28 protein-coding genes and 1 pseudogene are annotated in these 25,908 nt (G+C 65.5%); 12 read left to right on the top strand and 17 right to left on the bottom strand.

What is annotated here, in order from left to right; all coding sequences use genetic code 11:
• Positions 1-24: 24 nt before the first annotated feature.
• Positions 25-1,092, bottom strand: coding sequence for a PstS family phosphate ABC transporter substrate-binding protein (locus Q358_RS0102380; RefSeq protein WP_084286414.1), 1,068 nt, complete (start codon positions 1,090-1,092; stop codon positions 25-27).
• A 366-nt stretch (positions 1,093-1,458) separates the two neighbouring features.
• Between Q358_RS0102380 and Q358_RS0102375 the strand changes: the two are divergent.
• Positions 1,459-1,836: pseudogene (locus tag Q358_RS0102375) on the top strand (phosphate signaling complex PhoU family protein); the annotation flags it as partial.
• Between the two features lie 82 nt (positions 1,837-1,918).
• Here Q358_RS0102375 and Q358_RS0102370 read toward each other — a convergent pair.
• Together Q358_RS0102370 and Q358_RS0102365 are read right to left on the bottom strand one after the other, a co-directional pair.
• A complete protein-coding gene (locus Q358_RS0102370; protein WP_027960574.1) occupies positions 1,919-3,421 on the bottom strand; it encodes a YifB family Mg chelatase-like AAA ATPase in 1,503 nt (500 codons plus the stop codon).
• Positions 3,422-3,478: 57 nt separating this feature from the next.
• Positions 3,479-3,838, bottom strand: a complete 360-nt coding sequence (locus Q358_RS0102365; protein WP_027960573.1) for an accessory factor UbiK family protein — start codon at positions 3,836-3,838, stop codon at positions 3,479-3,481.
• Positions 3,839-4,106: 268 nt separating this feature from the next.
• Here Q358_RS0102365 and Q358_RS0102360 point away from each other — a divergent pair, with 268 nt between their 5' ends.
• The 3 genes from Q358_RS0102360 to glnK all read left to right on the top strand — a co-directional run bounded on the left by Q358_RS0102360 (position 4,107) and on the right by glnK (position 6,232).
• The gene (locus Q358_RS0102360) at positions 4,107-4,445 is read left to right on the top strand and encodes a P-II family nitrogen regulator (RefSeq protein WP_027960572.1); all 339 of its coding nucleotides are present in this window, start codon (positions 4,107-4,109) and stop codon (positions 4,443-4,445) included.
• A 53-nt stretch (positions 4,446-4,498) separates the two neighbouring features.
• Positions 4,499-5,749, top strand: coding sequence for an ammonium transporter (locus Q358_RS0102355; RefSeq protein WP_027960571.1), 1,251 nt, complete (start codon positions 4,499-4,501; stop codon positions 5,747-5,749).
• Between the two features lie 144 nt (positions 5,750-5,893).
• Positions 5,894-6,232 carry a P-II family nitrogen regulator gene (gene glnK, locus Q358_RS0102350; protein WP_027960570.1) on the top strand — a complete coding sequence of 113 codons (339 nt, stop codon included), beginning with the start codon at positions 5,894-5,896 and terminating at the stop codon, positions 6,230-6,232.
• Positions 6,233-6,655: 423 nt separating this feature from the next.
• Here glnK and Q358_RS0102345 read toward each other — a convergent pair whose 3' ends face one another.
• Entirely contained in the window at positions 6,656-7,432 is a 777-nt protein-coding gene (locus Q358_RS0102345; protein ID WP_027960569.1) for a ferredoxin--NADP reductase, read from the bottom strand.
• A 143-nt stretch (positions 7,433-7,575) separates the two neighbouring features.
• Here Q358_RS0102345 and Q358_RS0102340 point away from each other — a divergent pair, with 143 nt between their 5' ends.
• Positions 7,576-8,502 carry a LysR family transcriptional regulator gene (locus Q358_RS0102340; RefSeq protein ID WP_027960568.1) on the top strand — a complete coding sequence of 309 codons (927 nt, stop codon included), beginning with the start codon at positions 7,576-7,578 and terminating at the stop codon, positions 8,500-8,502.
• Between the two features lie 78 nt (positions 8,503-8,580).
• Here Q358_RS0102340 and Q358_RS0102335 read toward each other — a convergent pair whose 3' ends face one another.
• On the bottom strand, positions 8,581-9,009 hold the full coding sequence (locus tag Q358_RS0102335) for a host attachment protein (RefSeq protein WP_027960567.1): 429 nt from the start codon (positions 9,007-9,009) through the stop codon (positions 8,581-8,583).
• A 207-nt stretch (positions 9,010-9,216) separates the two neighbouring features.
• Here Q358_RS0102335 and Q358_RS0102330 point away from each other — a divergent pair, with 207 nt between their 5' ends.
• Complete coding sequence (locus tag Q358_RS0102330; protein WP_027960566.1) at positions 9,217-9,702, top strand: hypothetical protein; 486 nt, start codon at positions 9,217-9,219, stop codon at positions 9,700-9,702.
• Positions 9,703-9,731: 29 nt separating this feature from the next.
• On the opposite strand, the gene Q358_RS0102325 is transcribed toward Q358_RS0102330, so the two are convergent.
• Together Q358_RS0102325 and hemE are read right to left on the bottom strand one after the other, a co-directional pair.
• Positions 9,732-10,124, bottom strand: a complete 393-nt coding sequence (locus Q358_RS0102325) for a VanZ family protein (RefSeq protein ID WP_027960565.1) — start codon at positions 10,122-10,124, stop codon at positions 9,732-9,734.
• The gene (gene hemE / locus Q358_RS0102320; RefSeq protein WP_156940848.1) at positions 10,117-11,193 is read right to left on the bottom strand and encodes a uroporphyrinogen decarboxylase; all 1,077 of its coding nucleotides are present in this window, start codon (positions 11,191-11,193) and stop codon (positions 10,117-10,119) included. Before hemE ends, Q358_RS0102325 begins: the two co-directional genes overlap by 8 nt.
• A 136-nt stretch (positions 11,194-11,329) precedes the next feature.
• Here hemE and ribA point away from each other — a divergent pair, with 136 nt between their 5' ends.
• The gene (gene ribA, locus Q358_RS0102315) at positions 11,330-11,980 is read left to right on the top strand and encodes a GTP cyclohydrolase II (RefSeq protein WP_027960563.1); all 651 of its coding nucleotides are present in this window, start codon (positions 11,330-11,332) and stop codon (positions 11,978-11,980) included.
• Positions 11,981-12,077: 97 nt separating this feature from the next.
• On the opposite strand, the gene Q358_RS0102310 is transcribed toward ribA, so the two are convergent.
• From Q358_RS0102310 to Q358_RS0102290, 5 genes are all read right to left on the bottom strand, one after another.
• Positions 12,078-13,628, bottom strand: coding sequence for a Na+/H+ antiporter NhaC family protein (locus Q358_RS0102310; protein ID WP_027960562.1), 1,551 nt, complete (start codon positions 13,626-13,628; stop codon positions 12,078-12,080).
• 65 nt (positions 13,629-13,693) lie between these two features.
• Positions 13,694-14,464, bottom strand: coding sequence for a co-chaperone DjlA (gene djlA, locus Q358_RS0102305; protein WP_027960561.1), 771 nt, complete (start codon positions 14,462-14,464; stop codon positions 13,694-13,696).
• Positions 14,464-16,443 carry a 1-deoxy-D-xylulose-5-phosphate synthase gene (gene dxs / locus Q358_RS0102300; protein ID WP_027960560.1) on the bottom strand — a complete coding sequence of 660 codons (1,980 nt, stop codon included), beginning with the start codon at positions 16,441-16,443 and terminating at the stop codon, positions 14,464-14,466. The genes djlA and dxs overlap by 1 nt, the downstream gene beginning before the upstream one ends.
• Before the next feature lie 16 nt (positions 16,444-16,459).
• A complete protein-coding gene (ispA, locus tag Q358_RS0102295; protein ID WP_051530137.1) occupies positions 16,460-17,350 on the bottom strand; it encodes a (2E,6E)-farnesyl diphosphate synthase in 891 nt (296 codons plus the stop codon).
• On the bottom strand, positions 17,334-17,624 hold the full coding sequence (locus Q358_RS0102290; protein WP_027960558.1) for an exodeoxyribonuclease VII small subunit: 291 nt from the start codon (positions 17,622-17,624) through the stop codon (positions 17,334-17,336). The genes ispA and Q358_RS0102290 overlap by 17 nt, the downstream gene beginning before the upstream one ends.
• Before the next feature lie 245 nt (positions 17,625-17,869).
• Between Q358_RS0102290 and serA the strand changes: the two genes are divergently transcribed.
• The 5 genes from serA (at position 17,870) to Q358_RS0102265 (ending at position 22,876) form a co-directional block, all read left to right on the top strand.
• The gene (serA, locus tag Q358_RS0102285) at positions 17,870-19,120 is read left to right on the top strand and encodes a phosphoglycerate dehydrogenase (protein WP_027960557.1); all 1,251 of its coding nucleotides are present in this window, start codon (positions 17,870-17,872) and stop codon (positions 19,118-19,120) included.
• Positions 19,121-19,288: 168 nt separating this feature from the next.
• Positions 19,289-20,074: an enoyl-CoA hydratase gene (locus Q358_RS0102280; RefSeq protein WP_027960556.1), complete on the top strand. Its 786-nt coding sequence runs from the start codon at positions 19,289-19,291 to the stop codon at positions 20,072-20,074.
• A 108-nt stretch (positions 20,075-20,182) separates the two neighbouring features.
• The gene (locus Q358_RS0102275; protein ID WP_027960555.1) at positions 20,183-21,010 is read left to right on the top strand and encodes an IclR family transcriptional regulator; all 828 of its coding nucleotides are present in this window, start codon (positions 20,183-20,185) and stop codon (positions 21,008-21,010) included.
• A 131-nt stretch (positions 21,011-21,141) separates the two neighbouring features.
• Positions 21,142-22,170, top strand: a complete 1,029-nt coding sequence (gene pyrB, locus Q358_RS0102270; protein ID WP_027960554.1) for an aspartate carbamoyltransferase — start codon at positions 21,142-21,144, stop codon at positions 22,168-22,170.
• Between the two features lie 73 nt (positions 22,171-22,243).
• Positions 22,244-22,876 carry a hypothetical protein gene (locus Q358_RS0102265; protein ID WP_027960553.1) on the top strand — a complete coding sequence of 211 codons (633 nt, stop codon included), beginning with the start codon at positions 22,244-22,246 and terminating at the stop codon, positions 22,874-22,876.
• Positions 22,877-22,880: 4 nt separating this feature from the next.
• Here Q358_RS0102265 and ruvX read toward each other — a convergent pair whose 3' ends face one another.
• The 5 genes from ruvX to Q358_RS0102240 all read right to left on the bottom strand — a co-directional run bounded on the left by ruvX (position 22,881) and on the right by Q358_RS0102240 (position 25,897).
• Positions 22,881-23,324 (bottom strand): Holliday junction resolvase RuvX, encoded by a 444-nt coding sequence (gene ruvX, locus Q358_RS0102260; protein WP_027960552.1) that lies wholly within the window; start codon positions 23,322-23,324, stop codon positions 22,881-22,883.
• 13 nt (positions 23,325-23,337) lie between these two features.
• On the bottom strand, positions 23,338-23,910 hold the full coding sequence (locus Q358_RS0102255) for a YqgE/AlgH family protein (RefSeq protein ID WP_027960551.1): 573 nt from the start codon (positions 23,908-23,910) through the stop codon (positions 23,338-23,340).
• A gap of 50 nt (positions 23,911-23,960) precedes the next feature.
• Positions 23,961-24,212 carry an energy transducer TonB family protein gene (locus Q358_RS18115; RefSeq protein ID WP_084286413.1) on the bottom strand — a complete coding sequence of 84 codons (252 nt, stop codon included), beginning with the start codon at positions 24,210-24,212 and terminating at the stop codon, positions 23,961-23,963.
• Positions 24,175-25,143: a glutathione synthase gene (gene gshB / locus Q358_RS0102245; RefSeq protein WP_027960550.1), complete on the bottom strand. Its 969-nt coding sequence runs from the start codon at positions 25,141-25,143 to the stop codon at positions 24,175-24,177. The genes Q358_RS18115 and gshB overlap by 38 nt, the downstream gene beginning before the upstream one ends.
• Positions 25,144-25,225: 82 nt before the next feature.
• Entirely contained in the window at positions 25,226-25,897 is a 672-nt protein-coding gene (locus Q358_RS0102240; RefSeq protein WP_027960549.1) for a CvfB family protein, read from the bottom strand.
• Between the last annotated feature and the right edge of the window lie 11 nt (positions 25,898-25,908).

The following is a 25,908-nucleotide window of genomic DNA, read 5'->3' as shown; positions in this document are numbered from 1 at the left end:
GATGCTGCACGGTCAGGGCAGTGTTCAGTCGAGGTCACTCGGCTCAAGCGAGGCGCGGCGTTCCACCGTGTCGCGCGCATCCTCGCGCAGGCTCGACTCGGCCGGGATCAGGCCGACCCCCTTCAGATAGCCCAGATCCCCCACCATCTGCTCGCTCATGAACAGCTCGGCGTAGGCATACAGCGCCGGCACCTCCTCGGCGTGCTGGTTCTTGATATAGAAGAACAGCGAGCGGGATACCGGATACTCGCCGCTACCGATGGCCTCGGGCGTCGGTGCCACACCATCGATGCTGGAGCCCTGCAGGGTGTCGGCGTTCTCTTCGAGGAAGGAGTAGCCGAAGAGGCCAAAGGCGCTGGTGTTCTCGGCAAGGCGCTTGACGATCAGGTTGTCGTTCTCGCCGGAATCGACATAGGCCCCATCGGCGCGAATATCGGTGTAACCATCACCGCCATAGGCCTCCATTGACTCGGACGCGGCCTCCATCACCAGCTCTTCGAAGGCGTCCCGGGTGCCGGAGGTGGTCGGCGGGCCATAGACGGCGATCTCGCGGTCCGGCAAGGACGCATCGACTTCATTCCAGCGGCCATAGGGATTGTCGATTAGCTCACCATCAACCGGCACCTTGGCGGCCAGGGCCAGGAACAGCTGTTCGCGGGTCACGTCCATCGCCGGATTCGCGCCGGACTGGGCGAGGGCGATGCCGTCATAGCCGACGAAGGCTTCGGTGATATCGGTGACGCCGTTCTCGACACAGCGCTCGAACTCGGAAGGCTTCATGCGGCGCGAGGCATTGCTGATGTCCGGGGTGCCCTCGCCGATGCCGTTGCAGAACAGGCGCAGGCCACCGCCGGAGCCGGTGGATTCGATGACCGGTGTCGGATAGTCGGTGGTCGCCCCGAACTCCTCGGCCACATAGCTAGCAAAGGGGTACACGGTGCTGGAGCCCACGATGCGAACCTGGTCCCGGGCCTGGGCAATACCGACCACGCCGATGACGGCGGCTGCGATGGCGGTCGTCTTGAAGGTCGTCTTGAAGGTCGTCTTGAAGGCGCGTTGCTTGAAAGCATCGTTGTTAAAGGTACAGCTCATGGAAGGCGCTCCTGATGAGGTAGGTGTTCGTCCCTTGCGATGCCGAAGATGGCCCACGAAGGTGACAACTTCATGACAGCCCCAAAAAAACCCGTCTTACTCGCACGTCTGAGTCGCTCGCTCTTCTTACGCGCTCCCGTTGCACCCTCCTGTGAAAACCTGCCGCTGCACCGTGTGAACTGGGCCTTGGGCACCGCCCCATTGGCGAGGAGACGAAGGATCGCCGGGCTTAACCTGTTTGCAACATAGCTTCGCTAGCCTTTGAGGCTGCGACATGCCCCGCTTGTCACCCAGCAAGAGCAGGGCGTACCGACGATGACATGATCGGGCATGGGCGTGGTTGCCCATGCCTGTGGAGGGCCACCGATGACCATGACCAACAACTCCCATCGCCAGCATATTTCCTGCCAGTTCCATCAGGAGCTGGAGGCATTGAAAGCGCATCTGATGGACATGGGTGCCCTGGTGGAAAAGCAGGTGCAGGATGCGACGCGCTCGCTGCTCGAGTCGGACACGGCACTGGCGCAGCGGGTAATAGCCAACGACCGGCGCGTCAATGACATGCAGATCAAGATCGACGACGAGTGCGCCCTGCTGCTGATGCGCCGTCAGCCGGCGGCCTCGGACCTGCGCCTTGTGCTAGCGGTGACCCGCGCCACGTCGGATCTCGAGCGCATCGGCGACCATGCCAGCAACCTGGCGGAGTATGTGATCTATCTGGTCGAGGGCATGGATGTGCGCCATCAGGATATTGACGACGTAGCCTCCCGCATCGGGGCCGAGGATCCCCCTCGGCCTGAGTGAATCGGCCGCGCCAGCCATGGATTCACCCCTTCAGCAGCCGGTCGAGCTGGCGATAGCCCACCGCCTCGATCAACTGCTCCCGCTCGGGCCTGGACGCCCCCGCCAGGTCGGCCAGGGTCAAGGCCACCCTCAGCACGCGATGATAGGCCCGGGCCGAGAGCCGGAGTCGCTCCAGTACCGCCGCCAGCCAGGCGCGGTCGGCCGCCGAGAGGGCACAGGCCGCCTCCAGCCCACGCCCGGCCAGGTGGGCGTTGAGCGCCCCCCGCGCCAGCTGACGCTCGCGTGCCGCCAGCACCCGCCGACGCACCGTGGCGGAGTCCTCACCCGCCTGATTGGCCGTCAGCTGTTCCGGCGGCAGGGCCGGGACCTCCACCTGCAGATCGATGCGGTCGAGCAGCGGGCCGGAGAGGCGCGCCTGATAGCGCTGGATCTGCGCCGCCGTACAGTGGCAGGCCTGGCGCGGATCGCCCAGGTGGCCACAGGGGCAAGGGTTCATCGCCGCCACCAGCTGGAAACGCGCCGGATAGCGGCGCTCGTGGCTGGCCCGGGCGATATGGATGCGCCCCGACTCCATGGGCTCACGCATCACCTCCAGCACATGGCGCGGAAACTCCGGTAGCTCGTCCAGGAACAGTACCCCATGGTGGGCCAGCGAGATCTCCCCGGGGCGCGGCTTGGCGCCGCCGCCTACCAGCGCGACGGCGCTGGCGGTATGGTGCGGCGAGCGAAAGGGACGCCTCCCCCACTCGGCGCGCAGCGGCAATCCATTGACCGAGCGCACCGCCGCCACTTCGAGGGCCTCTTCCTCGGTCAGCGGCGGCAGGATCCCCGGCAAGCGACTGGCCAACATGGTCTTGCCGGTGCCGGGCGGGCCGGCGAAGAGCAGGTTATGGGCGCCGGCGGCGGCGACCTCCAGGGCACGGCGGGCCTGGAACTGGCCGCGCACCTCGGCGAGGTCGGGCAGTGTCTGTACCGCCTGGGGCGGGCGCGACAATCGGTGGGGGGTGATCGGGGTCTGGCCCAGCAGATGGGCCACTACCTCGAGCAGATGATCGGCGGGCAACACCTCGAGCTCACCGGCCAGCGCCGCCTCATCGGCGTTGATCCGGGGCACGATCAGGCGCCGACCGGCGCGGCGCGCCGCCAGGGCCAGGGGTAACACCCCCTCGACACGTCGGAGTGCACCGTCCAGCGCCAGCTCGCCGACGCTCTCGATATTCTCCAGGCAGGTGGGAGGCAGCTGCCCCGAGGCCAGCAGCAGCCCCAGGGCGATGGGCAGGTCGAAGCGACCGCCCTCCTTGGGCAGGTCGGCGGGGGCCAGGTTGAGGGTGATGCGGCGCAGCGGATACTCGAAGCCGGCATTGACCAGGGCGCTGCGCACCCGTTCCCGGCTTTCCTTTACCGCCGCCTCCGGCAGGCCGACCAGCGTCATGCTGGGCAGGCCGTTGGAGAGGTGCACTTCTACCTGCACCGCAGGGGCCTCCAGGCCGAGACCGGCCCGGGTGTGCACGATCGCCAGCATCATCGGCGCTCCCTCGCGAAAGGACTGCCTTCAGGCTAGTCCAGCCAGGGAGCGCGCGCCTCAGCGTCCCGCTTCGTCGGCGTCCTCTTCCGCCCGGGTCGATGCCTCGTCAGCGGCAGATTCGCCGGACGCGTCGACCGTTCCGGCGTCAGCGGGCACGGCCCCGGCGTCGGACTGGGCTTCCACCAGTGCCTCCAGGGCCGCCACCTGCTTCTCCAGCGACTCGACCCTGGCGCGGGTGCGCTGCAGCACATCCATCAGGATGTCGAAATCCTCGCGGGAAACCAGCTCCAGGCGGTCGAAGGCCCCCCTGACGACCTGTTGAACACCTTTCTGCACCTCTTCAGGCGCCTGTGAGGCCCCCTGCAGGCGCTCGCCGATCTGCTGGGCCAACCGGCCGATTCTGTCCTGGGTCGCCATGGCGATTCTCCTGATTGGGAATGATCCCCCACAGGATACGCGTGGCGCCCCCGTGACGCATGCCCTCTTGCGGGGCGTGAGGGGTGCTCCCGGGCACCATCGGGGGGCATTGCCCCGCCGGGAACCCGGAGACGGCGGCACAGATCATCACAAAATAACTCACAGAAAGTTGATATTTATAGGGTTTTCTTTTTTTGGCATGTCATGCGCTTAGTACTTTTCAGCTGCCCCATCGGGTCGCCTCTCATCGCCAACGAGGAGACAGGACATGAAGCTGATCAGCGCGATCATCAAGCCCTTCAAGCTGGACGACGTCCGCGAGGCCCTCGCCGATAACGGCGTACAAGGCATCACCGTCACCGAGGTCAAGGGGTTCGGTCGCCAGAAGGGCCATACCGAGCTCTATCGTGGCGCCGAATACGTCGTCGACTTCCTGCCCAAGGTCAAGGTCGAGGTCGCCGTGGACGACGGCCAACTGGAAGGGGTGCTCGATGCCATCTGCGCCGCCGCCGGCAGCGGCAAGATCGGCGACGGCAAGGTATTCGTCATGCCCCTCGACGACGTGATGCGTATCCGTACCGGCGAACGCGGCGCCGATGCCGTCTAGGCATTGCCGCCCCCTCTGCCACCGCTTGGAGCCTACCCGCCTGGAGACGTCCCGTGAATGAACTGACCGAACTGAGCTATGCGCTCGATACCTTCTACCTTCTGATCTGTGGCGTGCTGGTGATGTGGATGGCCGCCGGCTTCGCCATGCTCGAGGCCGGCCTGGTGCGTGCCAAGAACACCGCCGAGATCCTCACCAAGAACATCGCCCTGTTCGCCATCGCCGGCACCCTGTATCTGCTGGTGGGCTATCACCTCATGTACGCCAGCCCCGACGGCGGCGTCCTTCCCCACCTGGGCGTTCTGCTGGGCGGCGAGAACGGCGTGGATACCGTGCTGGCCGGCGGCGTTGATGCCCCCTACTACGCCCAGCGCGCCGATTACTTCTTCCAGGTGGTGTTCGTGGCGACGGCCATGTCCATCGTCTCCGGCGCCGTGGCCGAGCGCATGAAGCTGTGGGCCTTTCTGGCCTTCGCCGTGGTCATGACCGGTCTGATCTATCCGGTCTCGGGCTACTGGACCTGGGGCGGTGGCTGGCTCGCAGCGGCCGGCTTCTCCGACTATGCCGGCTCCGGCATCGTGCATATGGCCGGCGCGGCCGCGGCCCTGGCCGGCGTGCTGATCCTGGGGCCCCGCAAGGGCAAGTACGGCAGAGACGGCAGCATCTACGCCATTCCCGGTGCCAACCTGCCGCTGGCGACTCTGGGTACCTTTATCCTGTGGATGGGCTGGTTCGGCTTCAATGGTGGGTCCGAGCTCAAGGTCTCTGACATCGGCTCCGCCAACAGCGTCGCCCAGGTGCTGGTCAACACCAACGCCGCGGCCGCCGGCGGTGTCGTCGCCGCCCTGACCGTGGCCAAGCTGTGGTTCCGCAAGGCCGACCTCACCATGACCCTCAACGGTGCCCTGGCCGGCCTGGTGGCCATCACCGCCGAGCCGCTGGCCCCCTCCGCGGCGGGTGCCGCCCTGATCGGTGCCGTGGGTGGGGCCATCGTGATCGCCGCCATCGTGGCCCTCGACAAGCTGAGGGTCGATGACCCGGTCGGTGCCATTTCGGTGCACGGGGTGGTCGGCATCTGGGGCCTGCTGGCGGTCCCCCTCTCCAATGCCGACGCCACCTTCGGCGCCCAGCTGCTCGGCATCGTCGGTATCTTCGCCTGGGTCTTCGGAGCCAGCCTGATCGTCTGGCTGATGCTCAAGGCGGCAATGGGCATCCGCGTCAGTGAAGAGGAAGAGTACGAGGGTGTGGATCTGACCGAGTGCGGCATGGAGGCCTATCCCGAGTTCAGCGTTACCGGGAAATGAAGGCAACGCGCCACGAGTGAGCCGGCGTGCTCCACCTGGCCCCCGCAAGGGGGCTTTTTTCTTCCCCGCCGGCGGAGTGTATCCTATATGCAATCCGCCTATGGCCGGCGGCATGTCCGCCCAAGAACCGACGAGGAATCAACCATGAAACTGGTGACCGCCATCATCAAGCCCTTCAAGCTCGACGACGTGAGGGAATCCCTCTCGGAGATCGGCGTACAGGGCATCACCGTTACCGAAGTGAAGGGTTTCGGCCGCCAGAAGGGTCATACCGAGCTCTATCGGGGTGCCGAGTATGTGGTGGACTTCCTGCCCAAGGTCAAGCTCGAGGTCGCCGTGGATGACGAGATGGCGGAGCAGGTGATCGACGCCATCACCAGCGTGGCGAATACCGGCAAGATCGGCGACGGCAAGATCTTCGTCACCCCGCTGGAGCAGGTGATCCGCATCCGTACCGGCGAGACCGGCAAGGATGCTGTCTAAAGCCATCACCAGCGTGGCGCTTATACCTTCAGCAAGATCGGCGACGGCAAGATCTTCGTCACTCCGCTGGAGCAGGTGATCGGGAAGCCGAACCTCCGCATCCGTACCGGCGAAACCGGCAAGGATGCCGTGTAAAGCCATCACCAGCGTGGCGCTTATACCTTCAGCAAGATCGGCGACGGCAAGATCTTCGTCACTCCGCTGGAGCAGGTGATCGGGAAGCCGAACCTCCGCATCCGCACCGGCGAGACCGGCAAGGATGCCGTGTAAAAGCTGGAAGCTGAGTCCTTCGGGGACAGACCCCGGCGGCGGAAACACCGTAAGCAAGGTGTACCAAGACGAGCCGGGACGGCTTGGCCGGGGTCTGTCCCCAGAGGGCCAGGAACCTATTCCAGCGCCCGGCGCAGCCGGGCTATGCCCGGGTCATTTCTCCACGAAGGCGCGCTCGATCACATAATCGCCGGGCTCCCCCATGCGCGGTGAGATCTTGAAGCCCAGCTCATCGAGCAGCTCGCTGGTGCTTTCCAGCATGGCCGGGCTGCCGCAGAGCATGGCGCGGTCCTGCTTGGGATCCAGGGCCGGCAGGCCGGTATCCTCGGCGAGCTTGCCACTGCGGATGTGATCGGTCAGGCGGCCCATGGTATGGAAGGTCTCGCGGGTCACCGTCGGGTAATAAATCAGCTTCGCGCTGATCTCTTCGCCCAGATACTCGTGGGCCGGCAGCTCCTTCTGGATAAAGTCGGCATAGGCCAGCTCGCTGACATTGCGCACCCCGTGCACCAGCACCACCTTCTCGAAACGCTCGTACACCTCGGGATCCTGGATCAGGCTCATGAAGGGGGCGAGCCCGGTGCCGGTCGACAGCAGATAGAGGTTGCGTCCCGGCAGCAGGTCATCGGTAACCAGGGTACCGGTGGGCTTGCGGCTTACCATTATCTGGTCACCCACCTCGAGATGCTGCAGCCGCGAGGTCAGCGGGCCGTCGGGCACCTTGATGCTGAAGAACTCCAGATGGTCCTCATAGTTGGGGCTGGCAACGGAATAGGCACGCATCAGCGGCTTGCCACTCACCTCGAGGCCGATCATCACGAACTGACCGTTCTTGAAGCGCAGGCTTCGCTCGCGGGTGGTGCGGAAACTGAACAGGGTATCGTTCCAGTGATGGACGCTTAGCACCTCTTCCAAAGCAAACTTACTCATGCCGGCTCCTTGATATTCTAAAAAAGAATAAAAATTAACTAAATATTTGAATTGAATTCTAAGTCAGGAGGCGTTATCTGTTAAATGGATTGTATGGATAACGTTTATCCATAACCTTGATATGAGTCATTGGAGTCCGCCCCATGCGCTTTACCCTGCGTCAGCTGGAGGTCTTTGTGGCAGTGGCCCAGCACGAGAGCGTATCCCGTGCGGCTCGTGCCCTGGCACTTTCCCAGTCCGCCGCCAGCAGTGCCCTCGCCGAACTGGAAAAGCAGTTCAACTGCCAGCTGCTGGACCGCCACGGCAAGCGCCTGCGCCTCAACGCCCTGGGCTTCCAGCTGCTGCCCAAGGCGGTAGCGCTGCTCGATCGCGCCGAAGAGGTCGAGGAGTTGCTCCACGGTCAGCAGGGCATCGGCGTGCTCGACGTCGGCGCCACCCTCACCATCGGCAACTACCTGGCCACCCTGCTGATCAGCGACTTCATGCAGCGCCATCCCGGCAGCCGAGTCCGGCTGGCGGTTCGCAATACTCGCGCCATCGTCGACAGCGTGCGTCATCATCAGCTGGACCTCGGATTGATCGAAGGGCAGTGTGAAGAAGAGGACGTGGTCTCCCAGACCTGGGTCGAGGATGAACTGGTGGTGTTCTGTTCACCCCGCCATCCCCTGGCGACGGCCGGGGAAGTGGAGCTGGGACGGCTAATGCGTGAGGCCTGGATCATGCGCGAGGAGGGTTCGGGGACGCGCCTGACCCTGGAGCAGGCGGCCCGCCATCGCCGTGGCCGCTTCAACGTGCTGCTGGAGCTGGAACACACAGAGGGCATCAAGCGTGCGGTAGAATCGGGGCTGGGCATCGGTTGTGTCTCACGGCTGGCGCTGCGTGATGCCTTCCGTCGCGGCAGCCTGGTGCCGATCGTGACCCCGGAACTGGATCTGAGCCGCCAGTTCACCTTTATCTGGCACCGCCACAAGTACCTTGCCACCGGCATGCGCGAGTTCCTCAAGCTATGCCGGCAAATGACCGAGAACATCACTCGCAGCGACCAGATCGATCTGCCGCCGGTGCCCTGACGGCAGGGTGAGCCACTCTCCGAACGACATCGGGCCCGGCAATGCCGGGCCCGATGTCGTTCGAGAAAATCGCCGTGATCAGCGCATATCGCTGACCGCCTCCTGGATCACCTCGAGATTCGACTTGGTCAGGTCCTTGGTCAGGGAGTGGATCACCAACTTCGCGGTGGGGCCGTCGAGCTTGTCGCGTAGCTGACCGAGAAAGCGGGCCGGCGCCACCAGAATCAGCTTTGCCAGGCTATTGTCGGTGCGCGCCCGGTAGAGTCGCTCGGCCACCTGCTTGGCGAATACCTGCTCTTCATGGGTTCGCGCCATGCTCTCGCCCCCGGAGGAGCGCGAAGACGTCCCGGTCGACTCATGTACATCGGAACCGCGATCCGTTACCAGGTCGCCTTCGTGCAGCCGGCTCTCGGAATGTACCAGGCTCTCCTTTTCGACCAGCTCCAGCGCGTCGCGGGTAAAAATTCGTGCCCGTGCCGCATCCGCCACCACGATATAGGTTGTCATAGCCACTCCTCGATACCGGTGGAACGACGGTCGGCGCCATGCCAACCGCCTCTGAAGCAACCATGGCAAGCGACTTATCCCGGGTCAACCCGCCACTGACGGCGAATGGCGACAACTGCAGAATGGCGATTTCTAGGGTAGCATTCTCGCTGGCCGGCAGGGATGTCGGCCCATCTTACCCACACGATGTAGTCCGTGAGGACCCCGATGCGTCAGTTACTCTTTCCTCGCCGCCCGCTAGCACGCGGCACCCTGCTTAGCTGCCACCTGCTGCTGCAGGTCGGTCTGGCCCTCGTGGCGGCGCTATGGATCGCTCCGCACACGCCGTGGCTGACCGCCACCACCTGGCAGGACAGCTGGCCCAGCCTGGCACTGTGCGGCGGTCTGTGGCTGCTGGGCGCCATACTGCTGCGCCTGATGGTCGAGCTCTGGCTGCTGCCCCACCATCTGGCTAACCAGCTGCGGGCCGAGCCGGTCATCACGCGCTCCTGGGAGCGCCGCCCGGCGGTGCACGACCCTCAAGCCGCCTGGACCAGCAAGGCCAGGCCGCTGTCCGCCGACGACGATGCGGTAGGCAGCCCCCGCGTGATGCGCCCCGCCGAGCCGCTACGCTCCCGAAGCAATCGCGAGCCTTCCCCGGGCTCTGCCGACGCCTCTCAGGATGCGCCACCACCTCAGGAGCCACGCCTCTAGTCACGCCTGGCAGACACCGACGAGCGCCTTCAGCCACCACGCCTTCTCTGCATCAGCCGGCGCAGGCCGACCAGCAGCAGTACCGCCGATACACCACCCAGGCCATTGGCCAGGATATCGGCCCAGTCACCCCCGCTGCGCCCCGGTATCGCCATCTGGGTGAACTCGATGATGCCGCCATAACCAACGGCCAGCAGCAGGGCAACGGGCAAGCGCACGCCGGCCAGGCCCGTCAGGCCGGCGAGACCGGCATAGCCGACGAAGTGATTCAGCTTGTCCCAGGGCAACCGGCTGGGCATTTCGCTGCCCGACGTCAGGCTGCCAAGAGCCACCACCAGCGCCACCACAACGGCCAGCGCCGCCCATAGGCGGCGCCGGTCGTGCAGGCGTTTCAGGCCATCAAGCCATGCCCTCCTAGCCATGGACAATATTGCGATGATAGGCCGGGCTCAGATCATGCAACGCATCCATGAAGGCGGTGACGTTATCGGGGTTGGTGAACTGGCTGATGCCGTGCCCCAGGTTGAAGATATGCCCCGGCCCCTCGCCATAACTCTCCAGGATACGCGCCACTTCGGCACGAATCGCCGACGGGCGAGCGAACAGCACGTTGGGGTCGAGGTTGCCCTGCAGGGCCACCTTGTGACCCACCCGAGCCCGGGCATCGGAGAGCTCGGTGCTCCAGTCCAGGCCCACGGCATCGGAGCCGGCCAGCACGATATCCTCGAGCCACTGACCGCCGTTCTTGGTAAACAGGATCACCGGCACACGGCGACCCTCATGCTCACGGATCAGGCCGGCGACGATCTGCTCCATGTAACGCAGCGAGAATTCCAGATAGGCCGGAGTAGTAAGGGCGCCTCCCCAGGTGTCGAAGATCTGTACGGCCTGGGCACCGGCGCGAATCTGGGCATTGAGGTAGTCGGTCACCGATGTGGCCAGGGTATCGAGCAGATCATGCATTACGCTGGGCGTATCATAGAGCATGCTCTTGATATGCCGGAAGTCCTTGCTGGAGCCGCCCTCGACCATATAGGTCGCCAGCGTCCAGGGGCTGCCGGAGAAGCCGATCAGCGGCACGCGCCCGTTCAGCTCGCGACGAATGGTGGAAACCGCACGCATCACGTAATCCAGGTCGCGGTCGGCATCGGGCACGCTGAGGGCCGCCACATCGTCGGCGCTACGGACCGTCTTGCGAAACTTGGGTCCTTCACCGGTCTCGAAGTAGAGCCCCAGGCCCATGGCATCGGGAATCGTGAGAATATCCGAGAAGAGGATCGCCGCATCCAGCGGGTAGCGTTCCAGGGGCTGCATCGTGACTTCGCAGGCCAGTTCCTGATTGCGGCACAGATCCATGAAGCTGCCGGCATCGGCGCGGGCGGCGCGATATTCCGGCAGGTAGCGGCCGGCCTGACGCATCATCCATACCGGAGTCCGGTCCACCGGCTGACGCGCCAGGGCGCGTAGAAAGCGATCGTTCTTGAGTTCCATGCAGGCGGTCATCCACGGGAAATGTACCCGGCATTGTACCCGATGCTTGCGCCCCGGTCGTGAGCCGCGCCCTCCTTCCTGATAGAATACTGCCCTATTCTGCGGGGCCGCCCGCGGCCTGATATCGAGGTAACCCGTGACGATTCGCTTTATCGCCGCCTCCCGGCTGCCCACCCCCTGGGCCACCTTTACCATGCATGGCTTCGAAGACGAGGCCACCGGCAAGGACCATATCGCCCTGACGCTGGGCGACGTGGCCGACGGCGAGCCAGTGCTGGGCAGGGTACACTCGGAGTGCCTGACCGGTGACGCCCTCTTCTCCATGCGCTGTGATTGCGGCTATCAGCTGCAGGAAGCCCTCAAGCGGATCGCCGAGGAGGGGCGTGGAATTCTACTCTACCTGCGTCAGGAAGGGCGCGGCATCGGGCTGCTCAACAAGATTCGCGCCTACCACCTGCAGGACCAGGGTGCCGATACCGTCGAGGCCAACGAACAGCTGGGGTTCGCCGCCGACCTGCGCCGCTACGACCTCTGCGTACCGATGCTCGAGCAACTGGGCATCGCGTCACTGCGCCTGATGACCAACAATCCGCGCAAGGTCGATGCCCTGACCCAGGCCGGCGTCGGTGTCGCGGAGCGCGTGCCGCTGACCACCGGCCTCAACCCCCATAATGAGCACTACCTCTCGACCAAGGCCGGCAAGCTCGGGCACATGATGGCGCTGGGCGACTTCACCCAGGTCGAGGATGTGCACCTCGAGCCCAAACCCAAGCCCTCCGAATCCTGAGCCGCCGCCTGGCGGGCCCCTCCGTGCAGCGAGCCTGAATCCGAGACGCCCCCGGCATGCCGGGGGCGTCTCGGATATCCATGGCTCGTCGGACGCCTCAGTCCACTTCCACCGTCCGCTCCCGGGGCGCGCCCCATAGCAGCCTGAGCGCGATGGCGATGGTCAGCAGCACGACCACCCCACTGGCCCCGCCCAGCAGGGCACTCCCCGTCAGCCCCGCGACGAAGAAGGCAACCACGCCTGCACTGCCGGCGGTAAGGGCATAGGGCAGCTGGGTGCGCACATGATCGATATGGTCACAGGAGGACCCGGCCGAGGTAAGGATGGTGGTGTCGGAAATGGGCGAGCAGTGATCACCGAAGATGCCGCCACTCAACACCGCCGCGATGGTCAACGCCAGCGGCAGGTCCATGGCCGTGGCGACCGGCATGGCGATGGGGATCATGATCGCGAAGGTGCCATAGGAAGTCCCCGTGGTAAACGCCACCACCGCCCCGATCGCGAACAGCAATACCGGCACCAGGCTGGGCGACAGGCTGGCCTCGGCCAGCGTCACCAGATAACCCGCCGTGCCCAGCTCCGAGGTCACGCTGCCGATCGACCAGGCCAGTGTCAGGATGATGTAGACCAGGGTCATGCTCTTGATGCCGTCGACCACGATATCCATGGCCCCGCGGAAATCGAACAGCTTCTGCATCATGCCCATGGTCAGGCCCACGGCCACCGCCACCAGCGTGGCCAGTAGTATCGACAGACCCCCCTTGGCATTCCCGACGGCGGTGATCAGGTCGTTGTCGGGAAAGTCGCCGGTCCACAGGAACAGCGGCGGAATCATCACCAGCAGCACGCCAATCGGCACCAGCATGTTGCGCTTGCGCGCATGCTCTTCGCTCACCGCCTCGATGCCGTCGACATGGGTCTCGGAGGGGGGCATGGCACCCGGGGCCATCACCTCGCCGCGGGTACGCGCCCGCCGCTCGGCGGTGGCCATGGGGCCAAAGTCCCACTGGGTAATCACCAGAAAGGCAATCAACCCCAGCGCCAGCCAGGCATAGAAGTTCAGCGGAATGGTCGAGAGATAGATCAGATATTCGGAACCGCTGACCCCCATCTCGACCAGCTGCGTGCCGATCAGCCCCATCACGAAAACGACCCAGGTGGATACCGGCCCGAGCAGACACATCGGCGCCGAGGTGGAGTCGACAATATAGGCGAGCTTCTCTCGGGAAACCTTCATCTTGTCGGTAATCGGGCGCATCACGCTGCCTACGGTCAGCGCATTGAAGTAGTCCTCGAAGAAGATCAGCACCCCGAGTCCCATGGTGGCGCCCTGGGCACCGCGCCGCGACCCTACCCGGTCCGAAATCCAGCGGGCAATGGCCTGGGCACCGCCCGAACGCTCCAGCACACCGATCAGCACACCGAAGAGGCCACAGTAGATCAGTACCGTCACGCTCCATTCATCCCCCACGCTGGGGATGATAAAGGTATCGAAGGTGTCATAGAGCCCGGCCGCCGGATTGCCGCCCGCCAACATGGTGGCACCCAGCCAGACGCCACAGAAGAGGGCCGGAATCACGTTACGCGTCACCAGGGCCAGCACTATCGCCAGCAGGGGGGGTAACAGGGAAAAGGCACCGAACGTCATGGTAACGGCTCTCCTGGTAATTCTTGTGCGGTTTCTTGTTGAAAGGGGAACGCCCTGGCGAGCGTTCAGGCCGTCTCGCGTGCCTTGCGGATGCGCTCATAGGCATTGCCGATCTCGCTGGTGCGCTCCCGCGCGACCTCGCGCATGCTCTCGGGCAGCCCCTTGGAGGCGAGCTTGTCGGGGTGATTCTGACTCATCAGGCGGCGGTAGGCCTTCTTGACCTCGGCGTCACTGGCATCTTCCTCGACCCCCAGCACCCGATAGGCATCGGCCAGGGTGGGGCCGCTGGACGCGCCGCCACCGGCCTGTTCACCGGCGCCATGCAGCATGGCTTCGACCTGGGCGATCTCCGCCTCGGAGCAGCCCAGTCCCCGTACCACCCGCATCAGCATCTCGCGCTCGGCGGGATGCAGCCGGCCGTCGGCGGCGATCGCCGCCAGCTGCACCTGCAAGAACACCTGGCGCAGGGCGGGCTGGCTACCCAGCAGGGCACGCACCTTCGCCAGCTCGGCATCCAGGTCGAAATCCGCCGCCTTGCCGCGGTTGAAATCGGCCCGGGCCCGGGCCCGTTGGGTTTCGTTCAGGCGCAGGCGTTCCCACAGCTGACGCGAGGCGTCCAGTTCATCTTCGGTGACCTGGCCATCGGCCTTGCACAAACAGCCCATGACCGCAAAGGTCGATGAGAGAAACTGCGTCTGAGTGGCGGCCAGCTTGCCCAGCATGCTGCGACGCAGGCGCGCGACGAGCCAGTAGCCAAGCCCGCCGCCAATGAGTCCCCCCACGGGCCCACCGATCATGAACCCCAGTCCGGCGCCGATCAGAACGACGATCCACATCAGCGAGCCTCCTCAATATGATGGTTATCGGCGGCCGCCAGGCGACGCCGGATGGCGGCCTCGATGCCATCGGCATCCAGGCCGCACTCGGCCAGCAGCTCGGCTGGCTTGCCGTGCTCGACGAAGGCGTCGGGCAACCCCAGGTTGAGCACCTCGCTGCTGACGCCCTCGGCGGCCAACAGGTCGTTGACGGCGCTGCCGGCGCCTCCGGCCAGCACATTTTCTTCCAGGGTGACCAGCAGATCATGGCCGGCGGCCGCCGCCAGCACCGCCTCGCGGTCCAGGGGCTTGACCGAGCGCATGTTGAGATGGCCGGCATCGAGCCTCGCCGCCACGTCGGCGGCGGGCGTATTGAGGCTACCGAATGCCAGCAGGGCCACGCGCCGACCCGCCTCGGCACCGCTCTCGCGACGCACCTGTGCCTGGCCGATGGGAACGGGCTCCAGGTGGGCGGGGACCTCGGTGCCGGGCCCGGTACCGCGGGGATAACGCACCGCCGCCGGGCCGGGATGGTGGTAGGCCGCGCTGAGCATCAGCCGGCACTCCGCCTCATCGGCCGGGGCCAGCACGACCATGCCGGGCACGCAGCGCAGATAGGAGAGGTCGAGGCTGCCGTGGTGGGTCGGGCCGTCCTCGCCCACCAGGCCGGCGCGGTCGATGGCGAAGGTGACATCCAGCGCCTGCACCGCCACATCGTGGATCAGCTGATCGTAGCCCCGCTGCAGGAAGGTGGAGTAGATCGCCACCACCGGCTTCATGGCCTCGCAGGCCATGCCCGCCGCCAGGGTCACCGCATGCTGCTCGGCGATGGCCACATCGAAATAGCGCTCGGGATAGGTCTGCGAGAAGCGCACCATGTCCGAGCCCTCGCGCATGGCCGGGGTGATGCCAATCAAGCGCTCATCGGCGCCGGCCATGTCGCATAACCAGTCGCCGAAGACGCCGCAATACTTGCGCGGCGTCGGGGACGGCTCAGGAGTCGCGTCGCGGCTGCCCGGGGCGGACGGTTTGAGTGGTGGCGTGGCGGCGTTGCTCGACTCGCCCTTCTCCAGCTTGGTAATGGCGTGATAGCCGATGGGGTCGGCTTCGGCGGGCAGGAAGCCCTTGCCCTTGCAGGTCTTGATATGCAGGAACTGCGGCCCCTCCAGGTCACGCATGTTGCGCAGGGTCTGCAGCAATAGCGGCAGGTCATGACCGTCGATGGGCCCGATATAGTTGAAGCCCATCTCCTCGAACAGGGTGGCCGGGCTGACCATGCCCTTCATGTGCTCCTCGGTGCGGCGTGCCAGCTCCAGCGCACCGGGCAGGTGCGACAGCACCTTCTTGCCGCCCTCGCGCATGGTGGTATAGGGCTTGCTGGTCAGGATGCGCGCCAGGTAACTGGCCATGCCGCCAACGTTCTCCGAGATCGACATCTCGTTGTCGTTGAGCACGACCAGCAGATTGGCATTGACGTGGCCGGCATGGGCCAGGGCCTCGAAGGCCATCCCCGCGGTCAGGGCCCCGTCGCCGATCACCGCACATACTCGGCGCTGCTCGCCACGGGTGCGAGCGGCCAGTGCCATGCCCAGTGCCGCCGAGAGGGAGGTGCTGGAGTGGCCCACGCCGAAGGTGTCGTACTCCGACTCGGCGCGGCGCGGAAAGGCGGCCAGCCCACCGTAATGGCGGATATTGCGCATCGCCTCGCGGCGCCCGGTGAGAATCTTGTGGGGATAGGCCTGGTGACCCACGTCCCACACCAGACGGTCATGGGGCGTCTCCAGCACCTGGTGCAGAGCCACGGTGAGCTCCACGACGCCGAGGCCGGCCCCGAAGTGCCCTCCGGAGACTCCCACACTGTAGAGCAGGTAGGCGCGCAGCTCATCGGCCACCTGTGCCAGCTGCGCGGTGGACATGGCGCGCAGCGCCGCCGGGGTGTCCAGGGTGTCGAGCAGCGGCGTGGCCGGTCGCTCGACGGGGATATCATCGAACAGCTTCATGTGGGCATCTGTCGTGTCAGTGGTCACGCTCGATCGTGTATCGGGCTAGCGCCATCAGCGGGCGAGCACGCTCGCCCAGCGGCGCCAGGGCGGCAACAGCTTCATCCACCAGACTCGCCGCCCGGATGCGGGCCCCATCGAGACCCAGCAGGCTCGGATAGGTGGGCTTGTCGCGGACGGCATCGGCTCCCGAGGCCTTCCCCAGGGTAGCAGTGTCGCCGATCACATCGAGTACGTCGTCGTGGATCTGAAAGGCCAGGCCGATGGCCCGGGCGTAAGCGTCCAGGGCGGCCAGGCGCGAGTCATCCTCGGGCACCGCGGCCAGCCCGCCCAGGCGTACCGCGGCGCGGATCAGCGCCCCGGTCTTGTGGGCATGCATGGTCGCCAGGGCCGCGGCATCAGAGTGGCCGCCCACGGCATCGAGGTCCAGCGACTGGCCGGCCACCATGCCGTCGCGCCCCCCGGCCTCGGCGAGGCCGGCGATCATTGCCGCCAGGCGCGGGTGTCGAGATTGGGCGAGCACTTCGAAGGCCAGGGACTGCAGGGCATCGCCGGCGAGGATCGCCGTGGCCTCGTCATAGGCGCGGTGCACGGTAGGCTGCCCGCGGCGCAGGTCATCGTCGTCCATGGCCGGGAGGTCATCGTGGACCAGCGAGTAGGCATGAATCAGCTCGATGGCCATCGCCGGCGCATCGAGGCTGACCTCGTCGGCGCCGAGGGCGCGGCCGGCGGCATACACCAGCACCGGGCGCAGCCGCTTGCCTCCTACCAGTACGCCATGGCGCATGGCGGCTTCCAGGCGCGGGGCCGGGGCGACGCGCTCGGCGAACAGCGTCTCCAGGCACGCATCCACGCGCGCGCTATCCTTGGCCAGCGCCGCCGGCAGATCGTCAGCGTTCACTGTCATCCTCCGACGCGGGAACGAAAGGCTCGAGCGCCATGCCACCCTGCGCGCCCTCGGTCAGGGTGCGCACCTTGAGCTCCGCCTCGTCGAGGCGATGCTGAGCATCACGGGTCAGCCGAACCCCTTCCTCGAAGGCGGCCAGGGAGTCTTCCAGCGACAGTTCGCCGGACTCCAGCCGCGCCACCAGCCCCTCGAGCCGTTCGACGGTAGCGGCGAAATCTCCGGAAGCGGCGCCATCGGCCTGCGGCGTCCGGGGCCGCTCGTTACGCTCTGCCATGCTGCTCCTTAACCGCCTCTGAAAGTCAGGAAGAGATCACTCAAAGGGCGACAGTATACACGCTCCCCCGGGGGGGGTCGTCTGCCCCACTGCCTGCCGGGGCAAAGCCGTAGCGAAAACTTGCATTCCGCTCATGTAGCAGCGCAGCATTTTCATGCTGGCCGGGTCCCCGGCTGTGTTAGAGTAAGCGCCTCACCAGTTTCTGACACAGCATGCGGCTCGCGCCGGAAGGGGTTGACGCAACCATGGCCAAAACGTCCCTGGACAAGAGCAAGATCAAGATCCTGCTGCTCGAGGGCATCCACCAGACCGCGGTGGATAATCTTCGCAACGCCGGGTACTCGAATATCGAGCACCTGCCAACGTCACTGGATGAAGCCGCACTGATCGAGAAGATCCGCGATGTGCACTTTATCGGCATTCGTTCGCGCACCCAGCTCAATGAGCGGGTCTTCGCCGCCGCCGAGAAACTGGTGGCCGTGGGCTGTTTCTGCATCGGCACCAACCAGGTCGACCTCGGGGCCGCCCTGGTACGCGGCATTCCGGTGTTCAACGCGCCCTACTCCAATACCCGCTCGGTGGCCGAGCTGGTGCTGGCCGAGGCCATCATGCTGCTGCGCGGCATTCCCGAAAAGAGTGCCCGTGCCCATCAGGGCGGCTGGCTGAAGAGCGCCAAGAATTCCCATGAAGCGCGCAACAAGACCCTGGGTATCGTCGGCTATGGCAGCATCGGTTCCCAGCTCTCGGTCCTCGCCGAATCGCTGGGCTTCGACGTCATCTACTATGATGTGGTCGCCAAGCTGGGCATGGGCAACGCCCGTCAGGTAGGCAACCTCGAGGAGCTGTTGTCGAAGGCCGATGTGGTCAGTCTGCATGTCCCCGACCTGCCCTCCACCCGCTGGATGATCGGCGCAGAACAGATCGCCGCGATGAAGCCGGGGGCCATCCTGATCAACGCCTCCCGGGGCAGCGTGGTGGTGATCGAACCCCTGGCCGAGGCGATTCGTGAGGGGCGCCTCAACGGTGCCGCCGTGGACGTCTTCCCGGTGGAGCCCAAGGGCAACGAGGAAGAGTTCGAGAGCCCGCTGCGCGGCCTGGCCAACGTCATCCTGACTCCCCATATCGGCGGTTCCACCCTGGAGGCGCAGGAAAATATCGGCATCGAGGTGTCCGAAAAGCTGACGACCTATTCGGATAACGGCACCACCGTCACCTCGGTGAACTTCCCCGAGGTGGCACTGCCCTCTCACCCGGGCAAGCACCGCCTGCTGCATATCCACGAGAACGTTCCGGGCGTCATGTCGGAGATCAACCGCGTGCTCTCGGAAAACAGCATCAATATCGCCGGCCAGTACCTGCAGACCAACGACAAGGTCGGCTACGTGGTGATCGACGTCGACAAGGCCTATGGCCCCCAGGCACTGAATGCCCTGCGCCAGGTGGCGCATACCCTGAAGGTTCGGGTGCTGTATGCCGACGGCGGACAGGACGCCTGATACCGCCACGACTGACCAGCACTGCAGCTCTCGCCGCCGCGTCTCACCGACGCGGCGGCTTGCGTTCAGGCCCAATGGAAAGCTTCCAAGGTCGCAATGCATGAGCGCGGCCCGGTGCGCTAGGCTGTGGCATCCAAGACCAGCCCAAACAACAATCAGGAGACTCCCATGAGCGAGATGACCCCGGCGGTACTGCGCCACGATATCGGCGGCTTGGCCACCCTGACCCTCAACCGTCCGGGAAGCTTCAATGCCCTCTCCGAGGAAATGCTCGAAGCACTGGGGGGAGAGCTCGAACGACTCGCCGATGACGGTAGCGTACGCTGCGTGGTGATAGCCGCCGAGGGCCGCGCCTTCTGCGCCGGTCACGACCTCAAGCAGATGCGCACCCAGGACGACAAGGCCTACTTCCAGGACCTCTTCGCCCGCTGCGCCGGCGTGATGCAGGCCATCGTCGATCTGCCGGTGCCGGTGATCGCCCGGGTACAAGGCATCGCCACCGCCGCAGGCTGCCAGCTGGTAGCGAGCTGTGACCTGGCCGTGGCCGCCCGCTCGGCACGCTTCGCCGTCTCGGGTATCAACGCCGGGCTGTTCTGCTCCACCCCGGCGGTGGCACTGTCACGCAATGTGGCCCGCAAGCGCGCCGTGGAGATGCTGCTAACCGGTGAATTCATCGATGCCGACACCGCCCGCGACTGGGCACTGATCAATCGCGTCGCCGACGATGAGCGGCTCGACGAAGCCGTCGCCGACCTCACCGGCAGCATCTGCGCCAAGAGTGCGGTGGCGGTGCGCACCGGAAAGGCGATGTTCCAGCGCCAGCTGCACATGCCCCTGGACGAAGCCTACGCCTTCTCCGGCGATGTGATGGCCGACAACATGCTGGCCGAAGACGTCGCCGAAGGCATCGACGCCTTTATCGAGAAACGCCGCCCCGTATGGCAGGATCGCTGATCCCGGAAGCCCCGAAAAGAGTTAGTGGAAGTGATTTCCGAAGACGCGACAGGTGCCTGCCGACAGGGTATGCTGTGCCTGCGAAGCCATGGCATAAGGAGCAGCAGGGTGAGTGAAGTCAAGCGCAGGACCGCGGGGCGCCCCGCGGGGTCGGGCAAGGCCAGCGGCGGCCATAGTCAGTCGCTGGTTCGCGGCCTCAACCTTCTGGAGCGCCTGGCCGGGCACCCCGGGGGCCTGGCGCTCTCGGAGCTCGCCGAACAGGCCGACCTGGCCCCCTCCACCACCCACCGCCTGCTGCAGGCGCTGCAGAGTCAGGGGTTCATCACCCAGGATAACGAAATCGGCGTCTGGAAGATCGACGTCAAGACCTTCCGCATCGGCAACAGCTTCCTGGAAGCGCGTGACTTCGTCGCTTCCAGCCGTCCCTTCCTGCGACGCCTGACCGCCCATACCGGCGAGACCGCCAACCTCGGCATCCGCGATGACGGCACTGCGGTATTCCTCGCCCAGAGCGAATCGCCGCAGATGATGCGCATGATCACGCGTCTCGGCTCCCGCGCTCCGCTGCACGCTTCCGGCGTGGGCAAGGCCCTGATGGCCTGGTTATCCGAGGACGAACTCGAACGCATTATCCAGGAGCGTGGTCTGCCACAGGTCACCGAGAACACCTTGCACACCATCGAGACCCTACGCGAGGGGCTCGCGGAGGTTCGTCGGCAAGGCTTCGCCTGCGACCGCGAAGAACACGCCATCGGCCTGCACTGCGTGGCCGCCTGCATCCACGATGAGCATGGCACGCCGCTGGCCGCCATCTCGGTCTCAGGACCGGTAGCGCGCATCCCCGAGGCACGCCTGCTGGAGCTGGGGGCCCTGGTGCGCGACACCGCCACCGAGATTACCGCCCAGCTGGGCGGGCACACTCCGCAGGCGCAATAATTACCAGCGGGACCTGGAAGACGCCGTCGTTTATAAAACGACTCACAACAACTGATGCAACAACCGATGAGCTCGGCCGCCCTCGGCGCTACACTAGCGGCCATCCATTCGCCCCAGCCAAGGCCACGCCGATGAGTCACCACCTGCTCTCTGTCGATTCCCTGTCCCGCGACGATGTCGACCATCTGATGCGGGTAGCCGCCCGCATGGAACCCATCGCCCAGCGACGCCAGGTTACCCGCGTGCTGGAAGGGGCCGTGCTCGGCAACCTCTTCTTCGAGGCCAGCACTCGTACGCGGGTCAGCTTCCACGCCGCCTTCTGCCGCCTGGGTGGCAGCGTCTGCGATACCACCGGATTCACCTTCTCGTCCATGGCCAAGGGCGAGTCGCTCTACGACACCAGCCGCGTGATGAGCGGCTACTGCGACGCCATCGTGATGCGCCATCCGGAACTCGGCTCGGTGGCGGAATTCGCCGCCGCCACTCACGTGCCGGTGATCAACGGCGGCGACGGACCCGGCGAGCACCCCAGCCAGGCACTGCTCGACCTCTATACGATCGACAAGGAGTTTACCCGGCTGGGCAAGGGGCTCTCCGGCGCCCATGTGCTGATGACCGGCGACCTCAAGTACGGGCGTACCGTGCATTCGCTGATCAAGCTGCTGTCACTCCATGCGCCCATGCGCATCACCCTGGTGGCGCCTCCGGGGCTGGAGATGCCCAGCCATCTGATCGACCTGGTGACCTCCCGCGGCCATCGCGTCGAGCAGCGCGATAGCCTGGCCCATGACTATGCCGATGTGGACGTGCTCTACACCACTCGAATCCAGAAGGAGCGCTTTACCGCCGAGATGAGCGAGGGCTTCAGCCTGTCACGCGACTTCACCGTGGACCGCGCCTTCCTCGACGCCCGCTGCGGGCGCGACACCCTGGTCATGCACCCGCTGCCCCGCGATAGTCGCCCCGAGGCCAACGACCTCGACGTCGACCTCAACGGTGACCCACGCCTGGCGGTATTCCGCCAGACCGACAACGGCATTCCGGTGCGCATGGCGATCTTCGCCACCCTGCTCGAGGTGGACGGGCTGATCGAAAGGGAGATGCGTCCGGTACGCTGGTTCGTGCCGCCGCGCCTGGGCGTTGACGACCCGGCGCTGTAGGCAACGCGCAGTTCTGGCGTCCTCGCCTATGCTGAGGGAAACCTTCCTCTCTGGCGGCATGAGGCACCTCGACATGAACCTTCACCGCGCCTACCGGCTCCTGGCACTCTTCTACACCTTGCTGCTGCTGATTGGGGCCATTGCCCTGCTGGCCGGCGGCGGCACCGCACTCTCACTGGTCCAGCTGGCCCTGGGAGCCGTGGCGGTGGTTGGACTCTGGGGCTATATCCTCAGGCGCGGCTTCATGAACCCGCGCCTGTGGCGACCGCTGGCGGCGGTACTGGCGGTGGCGGCCCTGGCGCAGCTGTGGGCGGTGTTCAGCATGTCCCTGCCCGGCGAACTGCTCACCTGGATGCTGGTCAGCACGATCTTCTCGCTGCTGCTGGTCGTGATACTCTATCGCTACGGCGACCGCGATCAGGCACTCTGGGCCACGCCCGAGGAGCTGGAGGCCGCACGGCAGCTGGAGAAACTACTGGATGAGAGAGAAGGCCCGCTACAGGCCAGGATCCATGATGAAGAGCGCGAATCGCGGGTCACCGTGATCAGGGCCGACGACGGCTACCACGCCAGCGTGACGCGACGCCGTCGCGCCGAGCGAGAGGCCTTCGAGGAGCACTTCCGCCATCCCGCCACCCTGGTATTTTTCCTGGAAAAGTTCGCCGGTGTCTCGGTGGGCGACTTCAAGCACGGCGACGCCGCCTGAGGCCTCAACGCCCGGGCAGCCCTTCCCGGGCGACGAACCAGCGCTCGACGATCAGTACCGCACTGATGCCATCGACGCCCTCGTCGCGCCAGCTGCCGCGATGGCCGCGCTCCCGGGCGATCACCTTGGCCTCACCGGTGGAGCCCCGTTCATCGATCATCTCGCAGGGCACCCCGTAACGACCAAACAGGCGCTTGCCAAACTTGCGGGCGCGGGTGCTCATTTCCTGCTCTTCGCCCGCCGCCGTGAGCGGCAGGCCTACCACGAAGAGGTCGGGCTGCCACTCCTTCACCAGGCGTTCCACCTGCCCCCAGTCGGGAATGCCCTCCCGAGCCGGCAAGGGATCGAGCTCCCGGGCACTGCCCAGCAGTTCGTTGCCGACCGCCACACCGATGCGTCGGGTGCCGAAGTCGAACCCCAGGATCAATCGCTCACCCTGTCTGGCCATCAGCGCCCCCGATTCATGAGTGTCCCGCCTCGCGAGTCATCAGGTTGAGGTCAACGCCGAGAACACCGGCGGCGGCACCCAGTCGCTGCTCGGGCGGCTCCTCGAAGAGAATATCGCTGCGTCCTTCCACGGTGAGCCAGGCGTTATCGAGCAGCTCGGTCTCGAGCTGGCCCGACTCCCAGCCGGCACAGCCCAGGCATACCAGGAAGTGCTCGGGACCCTGGCCGGCGGCCAGTGCCTGGAGCATATCCATGGAGGTGGTCAGGGCGACTTCATCGGTAACCTGGATACTGGAGTCCCAGTCGGCGCTGTCGCCACGGTGCAGGATAAAGCCGCGATCCTTGTGCACCGGACCGCCGAAGTAGACCGGCGCATTGCGATGCGGGCTCTCCTCGCCGCCGAGGTCGAGCTGCTCGAACAGCGCCTCCAGGGTCAGTTCGAGGGGGCGATTGACGATGACGCCCATGGTGCCCTTCTCGTCATGGTCACACAGATAGCCGAGCGTGCCGGCGAAATTGGGATCTTCCTGGTGCGGCATTGCCAGCAGGAAGTGATCTTTCAGGCCGAAGTTTTCCACGGATTGCATGAGACTCCCCGGCGGTTCTAGCGCACGCCGAAATTATTGCCTTGGCCGACTCAACAGGCGCGGACCATGAAGAATGCGTCCAGGTTGCCCAGGCCCGCATCGAAGGGGCGATACGGGCCGGCACCGTGGACGGTATCCAGCGCGGCCCGGTCGAGTTCGGAATGTCCAGACGATTGTACCATCTCCGCCCGACGCCACCCGCCATGGCGGCCAACCTCCACCCCCATGCGCCGCTGACCCCGAAGAGGACGGCGGCTCGCGCGCCTAGCCTCGCATCGTCGCCAGGCGACGCTCGATGGCATCCATCAGCAGGCCGGCGATATCGGTACCACGTTGATCATCGATCTCGCGCACGCAGGTGGGGCTGGTCACGTTGATCTCGGTAATGTAGTCACCGATTACATCGAGGCCCACAAACAACAACCCTTTCTCACGAATCATCGGCTGCACCTGGCCGATCAGCCAATGATCTCGCTCGGTCAGCTCACGGCTTATCCCGTTGCCACCGGCGGCCAGGTTACCGCGGGTCTCACCGGCCATGGGCACACGGGCCAGGCCATAAGGCACCGGCTCGCCATCCACCAGCAGGATACGAGTGTCGCCGTCCTTGATCTCGGGCAGATAGCGCTGGGCCATGATCTGGCGCCGACCACGTTCGGTGAGGGTCTCGATCACCGCGCCCAGATTGCGCCCCTCGGGCCCGAGGTGGAAGATACCGCTGCCGCCCATGCCGTCCAGCGGCTTGAAGATGACATCGCCGTGTTCGGCGTGGAAGGCACGCAACTCGGTGTCGCTGCAGGAGACCAGCGTTGGCGCACAGCACTGCGGGAACTGCTGGGCGAAGAGCTTCTCGTTGCACTCGAGCAGTGCCCGGGTGGGGTTGACCACCAGCACACCCTCTCGCTCGGCGAATCCCAGCAGATATACGGCATTGAGGAAGTCGGTATCCACCGGCGGGTCCTGACGCATCAGGATCACATCTAGCTCCCCCAGGGGCCGCGGCTCCGGCTCCCCCAGGTCGAACCAGTGGCCGGGATCGCGATGCACCTCGAGATCGCACATGCGGCCGAAGGCGCGGCCGTCGCGCAGGAAGATGTCACCGGGTTCCAGGTAGTGCAGCGAGGCGCCGCGATCCCGGGCGGCCCACAGCAGGGCCAGGGAAGAATCCTTCTTGTAGGTGATGTCCACGATGGGATCCATCACCACGCCGATCTTCAGCGCACGTTCGCTCATGGGGTCGGTTTCCGGTCGAGAGTATGAATAGGGCCAGTATGGCGCAGGGGGGTGGCGGTACCAAGACGAGCGGCCGGCTCGGCTAGTCGCCAGCCGACGCCCCGGGCACCAGGCGAATGCCGGTAGGTTCCAGGGTAATCAGTTGACGCTTGTAGAGTCGGCCGATGGCCTGCTTGAAGGCATTCTTGCTCACTCCCAGCCGCGTCTTGATCTCGGCGGCATCGCTCTTGTCGCCCAGCGGCAGGTAACCACCGCTCTCGCGAAGCGCCTTGAGCACCGTCTCGCCCACCACGTCCAGGCGCGCCTCGCCCGGAGGCAGCAGCGAGAGGTCCAGGCGTCCATCGTCGCGCCATCGCTTCACATAGCCGGTCAGGCGCTGGCCGCGGCGCAGCGGTCGGGTCAGGTCATCGCGGTAAAGCAGGCCCCAGAAGCGATGATTGACTACTGCCTTGAGGCCGAGATCGGTCTGCTCCGCGACCACCAGGGTCACCTCATCGCCGGCAGAAAGCCCCTCGGCCTCATCGGCGACGAAGCGCTCCAGCTTCTGGGAGGCCACCGGCCGCCCCTGCTGATCCTCGTAGATGCGCACCAATACCCGCTTGCCGACGCTGGGGCGGAACCGCTGCTCGCCATAGGGCAGCAGCAGATCGCTGGGCTGGCCCCAGTCGAGAAAGGCGCCGGTATCGTTGACGGTGACCACCGGCAAATAGGCTACCTCACCCACGCTTGCCTTGGGCTCGCGCGCACGGCGCATGGGCTCCCGGC

Source organism: Halomonas halodenitrificans DSM 735, assembly GCF_000620045.1.
Taxonomy (GTDB): domain Bacteria; phylum Pseudomonadota; class Gammaproteobacteria; order Pseudomonadales; family Halomonadaceae; genus Halomonas; species Halomonas halodenitrificans.
The sequence above is the reverse complement of the archived record's forward strand: the minus strand, read 5'-3'. Positions and strand labels throughout refer to the sequence as shown.

Bases quoted from the DNA above. Each gene is read 5' to 3' on its own strand.
- Q358_RS0102265 (WP_027960553.1), top strand. From the start codon at position 22,244: ATGAACCTTCACCGCGCCTACCGGCTCCTGGCACTCTTCTACACCTTG.
- glnK (WP_027960570.1), top strand. From the start codon at position 5,894: ATGAAACTGGTGACCGCCATCATCAAGCCCTTCAAGCTCGACGACGTG.
- Q358_RS0102255 (WP_027960551.1), bottom strand. From the start codon at position 23,910: ATGCAATCCGTGGAAAACTTCGGCCTGAAAGATCACTTCCTGCTGGCA.
- hemE (WP_156940848.1), bottom strand. From the start codon at position 11,193: ATGGAACTCAAGAACGATCGCTTTCTACGCGCCCTGGCGCGTCAGCCG.
- Q358_RS0102340 (WP_027960568.1), top strand. From the start codon at position 7,576: ATGCGCTTTACCCTGCGTCAGCTGGAGGTCTTTGTGGCAGTGGCCCAG.
- Q358_RS0102370 (WP_027960574.1), bottom strand. From the start codon at position 3,421: ATGATGCTGGCGATCGTGCACACCCGGGCCGGTCTCGGCCTGGAGGCC.
- Q358_RS0102325 (WP_027960565.1), bottom strand. From the start codon at position 10,124: ATGGCTAGGAGGGCATGGCTTGATGGCCTGAAACGCCTGCACGACCGG.
- pyrB (WP_027960554.1), top strand. From the start codon at position 21,142: ATGAGTCACCACCTGCTCTCTGTCGATTCCCTGTCCCGCGACGATGTC.
- Q358_RS0102345 (WP_027960569.1), bottom strand. From the start codon at position 7,432: ATGAGTAAGTTTGCTTTGGAAGAGGTGCTAAGCGTCCATCACTGGAAC.
- gshB (WP_027960550.1), bottom strand. From the start codon at position 25,143: ATGAGCGAACGTGCGCTGAAGATCGGCGTGGTGATGGATCCCATCGTG.
- Q358_RS0102380 (WP_084286414.1), bottom strand. From the start codon at position 1,092: ATGAGCTGTACCTTTAACAACGATGCTTTCAAGCAACGCGCCTTCAAG.
- Q358_RS0102240 (WP_027960549.1), bottom strand. From the start codon at position 25,897: ATGCGCCGTGCGCGCGAGCCCAAGGCAAGCGTGGGTGAGGTAGCCTAT.
- Q358_RS18115 (WP_084286413.1), bottom strand. From the start codon at position 24,212: ATGCCATCGAGCGTCGCCTGGCGACGATGCGAGGCTAGGCGCGCGAGC.
- ruvX (WP_027960552.1), bottom strand. From the start codon at position 23,324: ATGGCCAGACAGGGTGAGCGATTGATCCTGGGGTTCGACTTCGGCACC.
- Q358_RS0102290 (WP_027960558.1), bottom strand. From the start codon at position 17,624: ATGGCAGAGCGTAACGAGCGGCCCCGGACGCCGCAGGCCGATGGCGCC.
- ispA (WP_051530137.1), bottom strand. From the start codon at position 17,350: ATGACAGTGAACGCTGACGATCTGCCGGCGGCGCTGGCCAAGGATAGC.
- Q358_RS0102310 (WP_027960562.1), bottom strand. From the start codon at position 13,628: ATGACGTTCGGTGCCTTTTCCCTGTTACCCCCCCTGCTGGCGATAGTG.
- dxs (WP_027960560.1), bottom strand. From the start codon at position 16,443: ATGAAGCTGTTCGATGATATCCCCGTCGAGCGACCGGCCACGCCGCTG.
- Q358_RS0102365 (WP_027960573.1), bottom strand. From the start codon at position 3,838: ATGGCGACCCAGGACAGAATCGGCCGGTTGGCCCAGCAGATCGGCGAG.
- Q358_RS0102330 (WP_027960566.1), top strand. From the start codon at position 9,217: ATGCGTCAGTTACTCTTTCCTCGCCGCCCGCTAGCACGCGGCACCCTG.
- Q358_RS0102360 (WP_027960572.1), top strand. From the start codon at position 4,107: ATGAAGCTGATCAGCGCGATCATCAAGCCCTTCAAGCTGGACGACGTC.
- djlA (WP_027960561.1), bottom strand. From the start codon at position 14,464: ATGTGGATCGTCGTTCTGATCGGCGCCGGACTGGGGTTCATGATCGGT.
- Q358_RS0102280 (WP_027960556.1), top strand. From the start codon at position 19,289: ATGAGCGAGATGACCCCGGCGGTACTGCGCCACGATATCGGCGGCTTG.
- Q358_RS0102335 (WP_027960567.1), bottom strand. From the start codon at position 9,009: ATGACAACCTATATCGTGGTGGCGGATGCGGCACGGGCACGAATTTTT.
- serA (WP_027960557.1), top strand. From the start codon at position 17,870: ATGGCCAAAACGTCCCTGGACAAGAGCAAGATCAAGATCCTGCTGCTC.